This is a genomic window from Pseudomonas sp. UME65, assembly GCF_014170225.1.
Classification (GTDB): domain Bacteria; phylum Pseudomonadota; class Gammaproteobacteria; order Pseudomonadales; family Pseudomonadaceae; genus Aquipseudomonas; species Aquipseudomonas protegens.
Map to the genome: position 1 here is coordinate 430,221 of NZ_LZZQ01000014.1, position 12,802 is coordinate 443,022.

Annotated in this window: 14 protein-coding genes; 5 read left to right on the forward strand and 9 right to left on the reverse strand. The window is 61.6% G+C overall.

Going from position 1 to position 12,802, the window contains the following annotated elements:
• Nucleotides 1–211: 211 nt before the first annotated feature.
• Nucleotides 212–637, forward strand: coding sequence for a GNAT family N-acetyltransferase (locus A9971_RS22110; RefSeq protein ID WP_123472891.1), 426 nt, complete (start codon nt 212–214; stop codon nt 635–637).
• Nucleotides 638–655: 18 nt separating this feature from the next.
• On the opposite strand, the gene def is transcribed toward A9971_RS22110, so the two are convergent.
• The 3 genes from def to A9971_RS22125 all read right to left on the reverse strand — a co-directional run bounded on the left by def (nt 656) and on the right by A9971_RS22125 (nt 2,520).
• On the reverse strand, nt 656–1,195 hold the full coding sequence (gene def, locus A9971_RS22115; protein WP_183000000.1) for a peptide deformylase: 540 nt from the start codon (nt 1,193–1,195) through the stop codon (nt 656–658).
• Nucleotides 1,196–1,197: 2 nt separating this feature from the next.
• Nucleotides 1,198–2,142 (reverse strand): YihY/virulence factor BrkB family protein, encoded by a 945-nt coding sequence (locus A9971_RS22120; protein ID WP_015636729.1) that lies wholly within the window; start codon nt 2,140–2,142, stop codon nt 1,198–1,200.
• A 186-nt stretch (nt 2,143–2,328) separates the two neighbouring features.
• Nucleotides 2,329–2,520, reverse strand: coding sequence for a CsbD family protein (locus A9971_RS22125; protein ID WP_011062850.1), 192 nt, complete (start codon nt 2,518–2,520; stop codon nt 2,329–2,331).
• A gap of 210 nt (nt 2,521–2,730) precedes the next feature.
• Here A9971_RS22125 and A9971_RS22130 point away from each other — a divergent pair, with 210 nt between their 5' ends.
• Nucleotides 2,731–3,108, forward strand: coding sequence for a hypothetical protein (locus A9971_RS22130; RefSeq protein ID WP_015636730.1), 378 nt, complete (start codon nt 2,731–2,733; stop codon nt 3,106–3,108).
• 61 nt (nt 3,109–3,169) lie between these two features.
• On the opposite strand, the gene fadD1 is transcribed toward A9971_RS22130, so the two are convergent.
• On the reverse strand, nt 3,170–4,861 hold the full coding sequence (gene fadD1 / locus A9971_RS22135; protein ID WP_011062852.1) for a long-chain-fatty-acid--CoA ligase FadD1: 1,692 nt from the start codon (nt 4,859–4,861) through the stop codon (nt 3,170–3,172).
• 340 nt (nt 4,862–5,201) lie between these two features.
• Nucleotides 5,202–6,890, reverse strand: a complete 1,689-nt coding sequence (fadD2, locus tag A9971_RS22140; protein WP_011062853.1) for a long-chain-fatty-acid--CoA ligase FadD2 — start codon at nt 6,888–6,890, stop codon at nt 5,202–5,204.
• A gap of 214 nt (nt 6,891–7,104) precedes the next feature.
• On the opposite strand from fadD2, the gene A9971_RS22145 reads away from it, so the two are divergent.
• Entirely contained in the window at nt 7,105–8,049 is a 945-nt protein-coding gene (locus A9971_RS22145) for an alpha/beta hydrolase (RefSeq protein WP_015636731.1), read from the forward strand.
• 49 nt (nt 8,050–8,098) lie between these two features.
• Entirely contained in the window at nt 8,099–8,569 is a 471-nt protein-coding gene (locus tag A9971_RS22150; RefSeq protein WP_019094572.1) for a MaoC family dehydratase, read from the forward strand.
• 67 nt (nt 8,570–8,636) lie between these two features.
• Here the strand turns inward: A9971_RS22150 and A9971_RS22155 are convergent, their stop codons facing one another.
• The 4 genes from A9971_RS22155 to A9971_RS22170 form a co-directional block, all read right to left on the reverse strand.
• Nucleotides 8,637–9,503: an HlyD family secretion protein gene (locus A9971_RS22155; RefSeq protein WP_011062856.1), complete on the reverse strand. Its 867-nt coding sequence runs from the start codon at nt 9,501–9,503 to the stop codon at nt 8,637–8,639.
• A gap of 10 nt (nt 9,504–9,513) precedes the next feature.
• Nucleotides 9,514–9,720 carry a DUF1656 domain-containing protein gene (locus A9971_RS22160; protein ID WP_011062857.1) on the reverse strand — a complete coding sequence of 69 codons (207 nt, stop codon included), beginning with the start codon at nt 9,718–9,720 and terminating at the stop codon, nt 9,514–9,516.
• Nucleotides 9,707–11,695 carry an FUSC family protein gene (locus tag A9971_RS22165; RefSeq protein ID WP_072442714.1) on the reverse strand — a complete coding sequence of 663 codons (1,989 nt, stop codon included), beginning with the start codon at nt 11,693–11,695 and terminating at the stop codon, nt 9,707–9,709. Before A9971_RS22165 ends, A9971_RS22160 begins: the two co-directional genes overlap by 14 nt.
• Before the next feature lie 157 nt (nt 11,696–11,852).
• Entirely contained in the window at nt 11,853–12,320 is a 468-nt protein-coding gene (locus tag A9971_RS22170) for a PA2169 family four-helix-bundle protein (protein ID WP_011062859.1), read from the reverse strand.
• 232 nt (nt 12,321–12,552) lie between these two features.
• Here A9971_RS22170 and A9971_RS22175 point away from each other — a divergent pair, with 232 nt between their 5' ends.
• Entirely contained in the window at nt 12,553–12,789 is a 237-nt protein-coding gene (locus A9971_RS22175) for a DUF3820 family protein (protein WP_015636734.1), read from the forward strand.
• Nucleotides 12,790–12,802 lie beyond the last annotated feature (13 nt).

Consider the following 12,802-nt stretch of genomic DNA (forward strand, 5'->3'; position numbering starts at 1 on the left):
AAGATATTCACTTCGGTCTTCTTGGCCTTTTTCTCGGCGCGTTTCTCGTCTGCGCTCTTTGCCGGCTTTTTCTTGGCATTTTTCTTGGCGTTCATACCTTTGGACATGACGTTCACTCCACTGATGCGGGAAAGGCTTCAGGTATAGCACCTATAGTCGGCCAGGGTTCTTTTATAATCCGCCGGCCCCTGTTGCCAAATCCGGAAACCTCATGCCCGACCTCCAGATCAACCTGCTTGCCGAGGTTGAACGGCCCTTGCTGAACAAGTTCTATCGCCAGCACCGGTCATCCATGCGCGCCGCTTCCGAGGGGCAGCTCTGGGTTGCCAGAAGCAGTGAAATCATCGCTGGCATGAGCCTGAGCCCGGCAGCTGAAGGCTATTGGCTGACAGGCCTGTTCGTCGCCCCGACCAGTCGCGGCCTGGGGCTGGCCACCCAGCTGGTGGGGCAGGCCGTGCAAAGCGTCGAAGGCCCGGTCTGGCTGTTCTGCCATCCGGACCTGCAGGCCCTGTACCGGTCGATGGGCTTCTGCAGCACGACCTGCCTGCCACACGCCTTGAACGAACGGCTGGCCCGCTACCAGCGCAGCAAACCGTTGCTGGCCATGGCCATCGACCGGCCTGGGTCGAGGCCCTGACACCGGGCGGGCCGGGGCTTATTCGTCGGCGTTGGGGTCGAGGTCGGGAAACAGCACTTCGGTGAAGCCGAACTTGCTGAAATCGCTGATCCGCGAGGGATACAGCCGGCCGATCAGGTGATCGCACTCATGCTGCACCACCCGGGCGTGGAAACCCGAGGCCACGCGCACAATGGGCTCGCCCCTGGGGTCGAAGCCTTCGTAGCGGATGTGCTGGTAGCGCTGCACCGCGCCGCGCAGGCCGGGAACCGAGAGACAACCTTCCCAGCCCTCTTCCAGCACCGGGCTCAAGGGCGTGATCAGCGGATTGATGAGGATGGTTTGCGGCACAGCTTCGGCTTCCGGATAACGTTCGCTGTGCTCGAAGCCGAAGATCACCAGTTGCAGGTCGACACCGATCTGCGGCGCCGCCAGGCCGACGCCACCCACGCTTTCCATGGTCTGGAACATATCGTCGATCAGTTCCCAGATCTCGGGGCTGTCGAACATTTCCGGCGGTACCGGCGGGGCGATGCGCAGCAGGCGCTCATCGCCCATCTTGAGGATTTCACGGATCATGATCAGGCTTCGTCAGTGGTCGGCTTGAGCGAGTGGTCCCGGCCCAGTCCCGAAACGTGTTGTTTTTCGTCGTGCTGGTCAAAGTCCTTTTCGCCAGGGTCCTTGCCTTCGGCCGACATGTGTTCGATCACCGCGTTCATCTCCGCTCCCAGCAACAGCACCGCGGCGGAGATATAGAAGTACAGCAACAGCACGATGATCGCACCGATACTGCCATACATGGCGTTGTAGTTAGCGAACGTCTTCACGTAGTAGGCAAAACCCAGGGAAGCGACGATCCATACCACCACCGCCAGCACCGAGCCCGGGGTGATGAAACGGAATTTCTGCTGCACATCGGGCATCACGTAGTACATCAGGGCCACGGCCACCATCATCAGCAGCACGATCACCGGCCAGCGCAGGATGGTCCACAGGGTGACGATGAAGTCCTCCAGGCCCACCTGCCCCGCCAGCCAGGCCATCACCTGCGGCCCCAGCACCATCAGCGCCGCGGCGGCCAGAAGCATGCCGGCAATGCCCACGGTGTAGAACACCGACAGCGGGAAGCGCTTCCAGATCGGCCGCCCCTCGACCACGTCGTAGGCGGCGTTCATCGCGCTCATCATCAGGCGTACACCCGCCGAAGCGGTCCACAGGGCGATGACGATACCGATGGACAGCAGGCCACCCTTGGACTGCTGCAATTGATCGATGACCGGGTTGACCTGCTCCAGGGCCTCGTGGGGCAGCACCAGCTCCGACTGCAGGCGCAGCCAGGTGAAGAAGTCCGGCAGATGGAGGAAACCGATCAGGGCGATCAGGAACAGAATGAAGGGGAACAGCGAGAACAGCATCTGGTAGGCCAGTGCCGAGGCGTAGGTGGACATCTCGTCCGCGATGAACTCATTCACCGTGCGGATCAGTACCCGGTGCAGGGGCAAACCTTTGAGGTCCGGAAAAATCATAGCGTCTCCTTTCGCCGCAAAAAGGTTGAAGTCGATAGCGACTCAGGGGGCGTTTTCTACAACAAATTAGCCTAGTTGGCGAACCGCAACCATTTCCAGTGGCCGATTCCCCTCTCTCACCCACACCTCACATGAAAACGGCCATCCGTGGATGGCCGCTGCAGTGGGTCATCGAACAGGCCGTTTTCAGGCCTTGTCGATGGTCTTTTTCACTGCATCCTTGGCTTTGCCCACCGCTTGCTGGGCTTCGCCTTTCTTCTCCTGCAGCTTGCCTTCAGCCTGCAGCTTGGTGTTGTCGGTGGCTTTGCCGACACCTTGCTTGACGTTACCGATGGCTTCGTTAGCCAGACCTTTTGCCTTATCCGCTGTGCTGCCCATGGTATTTCTCCGTAGAACATTCATTGATCGAACAAAGGGGATTGCGTCGTTACCCAAGGTTGACCCGCGGCTTTCGCGCAGAGTTTCAATTATTTTTTCCGGGCATTTCATCGCGCCGCCCAGGTAGCGCTTTATGTTTGCCGGGCAACCCGGGAGAATGCTCCCCCTGTTCAGGCCAAGCACTGAAGATCCAATCCCCGTAGGAACGTTATGAAACTCGATAAAAAGCAGGCTATCGCCCGCAGGAACCAGGAACTGGGCGGTGCGGTGCTGGGCGTCAACAACTGCCACTTCGCGGAGCTGAACCGCAACCGCAATATCTGGTGGTTCGATATCCTGGTCACCCGCCTGGCCATCGGTCAGTACGAATGGGTGCACCTGCTGCTGCACACCCCGGACACCGATCAACTGCTGCACCTGAAAGTGCCTACGGTGTTCCTGCGGGAAAAACTCGAAGGCCTGGTGATCCGCAACGAAGGCAAGCGCAAGGCCGCCCTGAGCCTGGAGTTGAGCGCCGACAAGGACTCCTTCCTCAAGGACGTGCGCCCGGCCGGCACCGGCGTGAGCTTCGCCCAGTTCCAGCAGTAAGGCGGGCGCCGCCCAATAAAAAAGCCCCGCACTGGCGGGGCTTTTTTGTGGGCGCTGCGGCTTACTTCTTCACGCCGAGCTTCTTCAGCTCTTCGTCACGCAGCTCGCGGCGCAGGATCTTGCCGACGTTGGTGGTTGGCAACGCATCGCGGAACTCAACAGCCTTGGGCACCTTGTAGCCGGTGACATTGGCACGCATGTGCGCCATCACCTGCTCCTTGGTCAGGGTCACGCCCGGCTTGACCACGATGAAGATCTTGATGGTCTCACCGGATTTCTCGTCCGGCACGCCGATCGCCGCGCACTGCAGCACGCCCGGCAGCGAGGCCAGTACGTCTTCCAGCTCATTGGGATAGACGTTGAAACCGGAGACCAGAATCATGTCCTTCTTGCGGTCGACGATGCGGATGTAGCCATTGGGCTGGATCAGCGCGATATCACCGGTCTTCAGCCAGCCTTCGCTGTTGAGGACTTCATCGGTGGCATCCTGGCGCTGCCAGTAGCCCTTCATCACCTGGGGGCCCTTCACGCACAGTTCGCCGACTTCGCCCAGGGGCAGCTCTTCCCCGGCGTCGTCCACCACCCGGCACAGGGTCGAAGGCACCGGAATGCCGATGGTGCCGATCTGGATGTTCTGGATCGGGTTGACCGTGGCCACCGGGCTGGTCTCGGTCATGCCGTAGCCTTCGCAGATCGGGCAGTTGGTCACTTCCTTCCAACGCTCGGCCGCCGCCAGTTGCAGGGCCATGCCACCGGACAAGGTGACTTTCAGCGCCGAGAAATCCAGCTTGCGGAACGCTTCACTGTTGCACAGGGCGACAAACAGGGTGTTGAGGCCGACAAAGCCGCTGAACTTCCACTTCGACAGCTCCTTGACCATCGCCGGCAAGTCCCGCGGGTTGCTGATCAGGATGTTGTGGTTGCCCATGAGCATGATGGCCATGCAATGGAAGGTGAACGCATAGATGTGGTACAGCGGCAGCGGGGTGATGAGGATCTCGCAGCCTTCATTGAGGTTGGAGCCCATCAGCGCCTTGCACTGCAGCATGTTGGCCACCAGGTTGCGGTGGGTCAGCATGGCGCCCTTGGCGACCCCGGTGGTGCCACCGGTGTATTGCAGCACTGCCACGTCGCTGCTGGCAGGGTTGGCTTCCTGCACTGGCTGGCCATGGCCCTTGCGCAGAACGTCATTGAACTTGACGGCCTGGGGCAGGTGATAGGCCGGCACCATCTTCTTCACGTACTTGACCACGCTGTTGATCAGCAGGCGCTTGAGCGGCGGCAGCAGGTCCGCCACTTCGGTGACGATCACGTGCCTGACCCCGGTCTTGGGTACCACGGCCTCTGCCAGGTGGGCCATGTTGGCCAGGCAGACCAGGGCCTTGGCGCCGGAGTCGTTGAATTGGTGTTCCATTTCCCGCGCGGTGTACAACGGGTTGGTATTGACCACGATCAGGCCGGCGCGGATCGCACCGAATACCGCGATCGGGTATTGCAGCAGGTTGGGCAGTTGCAAGGCGATTCGATCGCCGGGCTGCAAATCGGTATGCTGCTGCAGGTACGCGGCAAAGGCCCCGGACAGTTCGTACAGCTCACCGTAGGTGATTGTCTTGCCGAGGTTGCTAAAGGCCGGTTTGTTAGCGAAACGTTGGCAGGACTGCTTCAACACCGCCTGAATATTCGGATACTCGTCTGGATTGATATCGGCAGCAATCCCAGCTGGGTACTTATCCTTCCAAAAGTCTTCGATCATGGAAGCCCACTCCTCAGCAACGCGAATTCATCACCGCATTTGATGCGATTATTATTTGTCTGTGTTTTTTATTGGTGTCTATTGTTGGTGAGTCTGGCTTTTACTTAGGCCGAGAAGTCACAAAGCGCGCCGAGAGTAGCAGCTTTGGAAAAGGCCGACTAGAGCCAAAGAAGGCCTGAATAGTCACAAAAATGACTCAAGACAATTTAATGGTCACTTTTAGAGTAAAAATTCTACCCGCCTGAATTCCGCTCTGGCCCGGGGCTTTGCGCCCCTCGGAATGCAGAGCGGGCAAGCCGGTTGCGCCAACCGGCTTGCCCGCCAGGTAAAAGCCCTGGGCTCAAGCGATATCGCGCAACTCGCGGCGCAGGATCTTGCCCACCGGGGTCATCGGCAAAGAGTCACGCAGCACAATGTGCTTGGGCACCTTGTAGCCGGTGAAATTCTCTTTGCAGTAGGCCTTGAGCTCTTCAAGGCTGACCCCCGCCTCACGCGGCACCACAAACAGCTTCACCGCCTCGCCGGAACGCTCGTCCGGTATGCCGATGACTGCACAGTTGGCGACTTTCGGGTGAGCCATGACCACATCCTCGATCTCGTTCGGGTACACGTTGAAACCCGAGACGATGATCATGTCCTTCTTGCGATCGACAATGCGCACGAAACCGTCCGGATCGATCACCGCGATATCACCGGACTTGAACCAGCCCTCGGCATCCAGCACTTCGGCGGTGGCCTCGGGTTTGTTCCAGTAGCCCTTCATGATCTGCGGGCCCTTGATGCACAGCTCGCCCCGCTCGCCCAGCGGCAGCTCGACGCCCTGGTCATCGATGATCTTCAAGGTGGTGCCCGGTACCGGCAGGCCGACGGTGCCCAGCCGCGAACGCTCGCCATAGGGGTTGGTACAGGCCACCGGCGAGGTTTCGGTCAGCCCGTAGCCTTCGGTGATCCGGCAGCCGGTCAGCTTCTGCCAGCGCTCGGCGGTAGCCTTGACCAGGGCCGTGCCGCCAGAGTTGGTGAGCTTCAGATTGGAAAAATCCAGGTTCTTGAAATCCGGGTGATCCATCAGTGCCACAAACAGCGTGTTGAGCCCCAGTAGCGCAGAAAAACGCCACTTCTTCAGCTCCTTGATGAAGCCGCCAATGTCCCGCGGGTTGGTGATCAGCACGTTGTGGTTGCCGGTCACCATCATGCACATGCAGTTCGCGGTGAAGGCATAGATGTGGTACAGCGGCAGCGGCGCGATCATCACCTCCTGGCCTTCGCGCCACTGGGTGTGGCCGTCGGGCCCATGCTGGCCGAGGCAGGCCCGCGCCTGCTGCATGTTGGCCACCAGGTTGCCGTGGGTCAGCATCGCGCCCTTGGCCAGGCCGGTGGTGCCCCCGGTGTACTGCAGCACCGCAACATCGTCGTGGCCCACCTGCAGCGGCTTGATGCTCTGGCCACGCCCCAGGCGCAGGGCACTCTTGAAGGAAATGGCCTGGGGCAGGTGGTAGGCCGGCACCATCTTCTTGACCTTGTCCACCACGGTATTGATCAGCCAACCCTTGGCGCTGGGCATCATGTCGCCCATCCGGGCCTCGATCAGGAACTGGATATCGGTATCCCCCAGCACTTCCTGGACCTTCTGGCCGAAGATGTTCAGGTAGACCAGGGCCCGGGCCCCGCAATCCTTGAACTGATGGCGCATCTCCCGCGCGGTGTACAGCGGGTTGGTATTGACCACCACCAGCCCTGCGCGCAAGGCTCCGAATACCGCGATCGGGTACTGCAAAACGTTGGGCATCTGCACCGCAATACGGTCTCCCGGAACCAGATCGGTATGGCTTTGCAGATAACCGGCGAAGGCCGCGCTGTAGCGTTCCAGCTCGGCGTAGGTGAGGGTCACGCCCATGTTGCTGAAGGCCGGGCGATCAGCGAATTTCTTGCAGGAACGCTCAAACACCTCGATCACCGACTTGAAGGCCCCCAGGTCGATCTCGTTGGGGACGCCAGCGGGGCGCTTATCATTCCAGAAATCAGGTTGCATTATTCTTGTCCTCTCTTGTACCTGAGCTATCCGGGCCGCCACTGTAACGCTCTCAGGGGCGGGGCTCCTCGGACGTTAGCAGCTATGGCGATTCAGGCAAATATGCGCAAGTGTGTCATTAATTTTGTGAATCTTGCTTCCAACGGGCGCGCGAATCAGACGCCCAGGTACCGATGCGCTATAAAGTGCAGCGTCTTCGAGCAAAGGAATCGCCATGACCCATGACACGTTCTGGTTGACCACGAGCGACCACCACCGCCTCTTCGTCAACCAGTGGCTGCCCGAGCCGCCACTCAAGGCGGTGGTCCTGCTGTCCCACGGCATGGCCGAGCACAGCGGGCGCTACGCGCGCCTGGCCCAGGCCTTGTGCGCCAAAGGCTATGCCGTCTACGCCCCCGACCAGCGTGGCCACGGCAAGACGGCGGAACAGGGGGTGCTGGGCCACTACGCAGACCAGAACGGCTGGAGCAAGGTGGTCGGCGACCTGGCCAGCCTCAACCAGCACATCGGCCAGCAGCACCCCGGCACGCCCATCGTGCTGCTGGGCCACAGCATGGGCAGCTACATCGCCCAGGCCTATCTGCAACATCACAGCGCCAGCCTGCACGGGGCGATTCTCAGCGGCTCGAATTTCCAGCCAGTGGCGCTGTACCGCGCCGCCAGCCTGATCGCCCGCATCGAACGCTGGCGCCAGGGCGGCCAGGGGCGCAGCGCACTGATCGAATGGCTGTCCTTCGGTTCGTTCAACAAGGCGTTCAAACCCAATCGCACCGCCTTCGACTGGCTCAGCCGCGACCCGGAGGAAGTCGACAAGTACGTGGCCGATCCATTGTGCGGCTTTCGTTGCACCAACCAGTTGTGGATCGATCTGCTGGGCGGGCTGCAGCAAATCAGCAAGATTGCCAACCTCAAGCAGATCGATCCGGGCCTGCCGCTGCTGGTAATGGGTGGTGAATGTGATCCGGTGAGCGCTGGCAAGCGTCTCAAGGATCTGGCCAACGCGTTGCGCGAGGCCGGCAGCCAGTGCCTGCAACTCAATATCTACCCCCAGGCACGTCATGAGCTGTTCAACGAAAGCAACCGTGACCAAGTGACCCACGACGTGCTGGCCTGGCTCGACCAGGCCCTGCAGCACCGCCGGCCACCACGGTCGGAATAGCCGGTGCGCAACCAGTGCGCTTATTTATCTGTCAGAGGATTTCAGCAACATGACCCAGGTAACCAACACGCCTTACGAAGCCCTGGAAGTCGGCCAGACCGCCCAGTACAGCAAGACCGTCGAGGAGCGTGACATCCAGCTGTTCGCCGCCATGTCCGGCGACCACAACCCGGTGCACCTGGACCCCGAGTTCGCCGCCGCCACCACGTTCAAGGAGCGCATCGCCCACGGCATGTTCAGCGGCGCGCTGATCAGTGCCGCCGTGGCCTGCGAGCTGCCTGGCCCGGGCACCATCTACATCGGCCAGCAGATGACCTTCCAGAAGCCGGTGAAGATTGGCGACACCCTGACCGTACGCCTGGAGATCCTCGAAAAACTGCCCAAGTTCCGCGTGCGCATCGCCACTCGCGTATTCAACCAGCACGATGAACTGGTTGTGGACGGCGAAGCCGAAATCGCCGCTCCGCGCAGAAAGCAGACCGTGACCCTGACCACCCTGCCAGCCATCACCATCGGCTGAGTCTCGCTCCCCAGGAGCCGGCTTGCCGGCGAAGGCTATGCCGGCGCTTTCGCCGGCAAGCCGGCTCCTACTGTTTGCCGCCCTCCTCCACCTGCACACTGGCTGTCATGCCGGCGCTCAGGTTGATGCCTTCGGGCACCTTGTCGAGCTTGATCCGCACCGGAATCCGTTGGGCCAGGCGTACCCAGTTGAAGGTCGGCTCCACTTCCGCCAGCAGTTGCCCGTCAGGCGTGGCATTACGGTCGGTGATCCCCCGGCTGATGCTTTCCACATGGCCTTGCAGGGCATCACCGGCGCTCATCAGCCAGACCTTCACCGGGTCGCCGACCTGGATCCGCGGCAGCTTGGTTTCCTCGAAATAGGCCTGGACATAGAAGGTCGAGTCATCGATCAGCGCCATCACCGGCTGCCCGGCATTGACGTAGTTGCCCTCGGCCAGGCGCAAGTTGGTGATATGCCCGTCACGGGGCGCATGCACCTGGCTACGGGCCAGGTTCAATTCGGCGACCTTGGCCTCGGCCTGGGCCTGGCGCAGCTCGCCACGGGCGATGCCGGCGTTGATCTGGGCGTTCTCGCGCAGCTCGGCGCTGATGGCCTGGGGGCCAAGAGCAGCGCGGCGGCTGGCTTCATGTTCGCGCAGGCTCAACTGCTGCTGGCGGGTCTGCACCACCGCCTGGGCTTTTTCCAGGGCGGCCTCGAAACGGTCGCGGTCGATACTCAGCAACAGCTCGCCGGCCTTGACTGGCTGGTTGTCCGCCACCTTGAGCTCGCGCACCCAGCCGGACACATCCGGGGCGACTATCACCACGTCGGCGCGGATCCGCGCATCGCGGGTCCAGGGCGTAAGCATGTAGTACTGCCACAGGTGATAACCGGCAAAGATCGCCACCGCCACCAGGCAGAGGGTAAACACGACACGTACGGGTGTACGCATGATCAACTCCTTATAAGGGCCCCAGGACCAGCGTAATGACCGTCAAGACACAGACGTACAGGGCACAATCGAACAGTGCTTCGTGCCAGATCCAGCGGCCCAGCCCGGTTACCCGCACCAGCATCCGCAGGGCACCGGTCAGCACCAGCGCCAGCACCACATAAATCAGGAACGGGCTGAGCAGCACCCCGCCCAGCGACCACTCACGCAGCCCCATGACTTTCCTCCTGCTGCCGGCACCAACTGCGCCAGCTGCTTTGCAATTGCACGACGGCGCCCTGCGCCAGTTTCAACGCATCACTGGGCGGCTGCTGCCCCAGCGCCTCCAGCAGGGCCACGCTGGGCTGCTCCAGGGCATCCTGACGACTGCCCGCCGGGCCTTGTTCCAGGGTGCGCTGCAGGTGCTCGAAATAAGCTCGCTGCGCGGCGCCGACCGGTACCTGGGCCACCGCCAGGCTCAGGCGCAGGTGCATCAGTTCGTCGCCGATATCCAGGCCCAGCAGGCCATCGTCCCAGCGGCTGCGGGCCGGCTCCGGCAGTTCCGGATAATGCCGCGCCAGTTGCAACAGGCGGTCGGCCATGCGCCCGCCAAACCAGCTTTCCGCACCCCGCAGGTTGCGCCGGGTCAGGCGCACCAGGTCGTGCAGGGTCGCAGCCAGCAGGCGCCGGCCGTGCCACGCCGGGTTGCGCAGGATCAGCAGATGGAAGGCCAGCACCGCAGCGCCCACCCCCAGCACCATGGCCTGGGCGTTATTGAAGAAACTGGCAACATCGAAACTCATGCGGTTCATCGGCGAGATCAGCACGATGAAGTGCAGGCAGAACGAAGTGGCCGTGGCGCCGATCTGCGGCTTGGCCATGCCCAGGGCGCCGAAGAACAGCGGCACGCCCATGGCCATCGCCAGCATCGGGAAACCGCTCCACTGAGGCAGCAGGATCTGTCCCACCACGAAGGCTGCCGGAACCGCCAGAAAGATCCCGCGCATGAAGCTCATGCCGATCTGCGCCCCGTTCTCGCGGCTGGCGAACAGGCTGCAGACCACACAGGTCAGCAGCATCGCCCCGGAGGCCGCGGGCCAGGCGGTGGCCAGCCAGAAGCTGGCCACCGTCAGAAAAGCCAGGGCGCTGCGGGCGCCGAATACCAGGGCCAGCGACAAGTCGCGGTGAGGTGTCAGCGTCGCCGGCTGCACCATTGCCCCGCGCCCCTCCTGCACCGCTGAAAGGGCCTGGGTGGCAGCCAGGGCGGTGTCCAGCAACAAGCTGAAACGCGCCAGGCAGTAACTCTGCGCCGGGCTGATCGCCCCATCGCGGGAGGCCTCCAGCACCCGTGGCGACAAGGCTTGCAGGCTGGCCCCATCAGCGCTGTCCAGGGCCGCCAGGACCTGATCCATCCACGGCTGCAACCGCGCGGCTTCGACGCTATCCAACTGCTTCCACTGGCGCCGCACCGAACGGGAGATGCGCAGCAGCATCAACAGTTTCTGACTCAGGCCACCGATCGCCCGGGCCCGCTGGCGGCCCAGCGGGCCTTCGAACCAGGCATGTTCGCGCTGGGCATCGACGGCGACGATGCGCCCGAGGATCTCCAGCAGGCCCTTGCGGGCCTGGGCATCCCCGGCCAGGGTGGCACGGGCCGCCTGCATCCCGCTGTGCCAGGCGCTGCGGGCCTGATCGGCCAACTGTCGCTCGACGCGCAGCGGCCAGAGCAGCGCGCTGCTGGCGGTGGCGCAGATGATGCCCAGGGAAATCTCCGTACAGCGGGCCACCGCCTGGTCGAAGATCCCCAGGGGATGGCTGATGGCCGGCAAGGCAATGATGGCCACGGTGTAGCCGGCCAGCACGAAGGAGTAGGACCAGGCACTGCGCAACAGGGTCGAACTGGCCGTGCACAACCCCAGCCACAGCGCCAGGGCCAGGAGGAACAGCCAGGGGGTCTGGGCGAACAGCCCCATGAACAGCACCGACATAAGGGTCCCCACCAGGGTCCCCAACAGCCGCGCCAGACCTTTTTGCAGGACCATGCCGGACAGCGGCTGAGCCACGATGAATGCGGTCATCAGGGCCCAGGCCGGTTGCTCCAGCCCCCAGCGCAATGCCAGCCACAGCGCTACCCCACCACCGAGCAGGGTCTTGATCGCGAACTGCAATGCAGGAAGGTTGGGAGCAAGCAGGGCTTGCAGGGTAATGGGCACGGCTGGCAACTCTTGGCAGGACAAACACAACGATAGTCGCGATAGGCATCAGCGAAGCTGGGCTAATTATTAGCTAGCTAACTAAATACCGTCCAGCATTAAATTACCGGCATAAAAAAACGCCAGACTGGCTGGCGTTTTTGACAGGTTTTGACCCTTACGAACGGGCGCGTGCCTGATTGCGCAGGGCCTTGACCTGGTCGTGATTGCGTTGCACGCCGTGGTACTGGCGCTCTACCACATCACGAATGCCCACCAGGTTGTGCTTGTTGATCTTCTCCAGAGCCTCCTTGTAGGCCTTCAGTGCATGGTCTTCACCACGCTCGGCTTCGTTGAGCACCGCCTCCTCGTCCTTGCCGGTCACCAGGGACTTGAGGTCGACCCAGCGACGGTGCAGGTCGCCGCTGACACTGGTGGAGGTTTCCGGATCCCCGCCCATGGAGCGCACTACCGACTGCAGTTCTGCCGCGGCCGTGGCGCAATCAGTGGAGCGCTTGATGAACAGCGCCTTGAGCTCGGGGTGCTTGATGTCTTCGGCACAGGTCTTGAACCCTTCCTGACCGTCCTTGCTGGTCTCGATCAGGCTGTTGAGTACCGAAATAGCTTCTTTATTCAAGTCAGTCATTTTCTGGTTCCTTGTGGGTTGCGAGAATTGGGTTAACTCGAGATTTGAGTTAGTTGAGTTAACTGTTGCACCCGCCATGCCAGACTTGGATTATATTTTTATTCCTTACTATTCAATTACTTAGAAAATATACAAAAATCTGTATCCGAGTTATTTGCATGATCTGTCATTTGGCCTCCATGCAGAATGCCTGTATTTTCCAAGGCTCTTGAATGACACGACAGCCCCCGCCATGACCCCTGAAACTCTTGAACTGCTGGTCACCCGGGAAATGCCCTTCGGCAAATACAAGGGCCGAATCCTGGCCGACCTGCCCGGCCCCTACCTGAACTGGTTCGCCCGGGAAGGTTTTCCCAAGGGCGAACTCGGCGGCCTGCTGGCCCTGATGCAGGAAATCGACCACAACGGCCTTAGCGACCTGCTCGATCCCCTGCGGGCCAAACACGGCAAACCCAAACCCCGTCACTGAAAAAGAGCCCTCC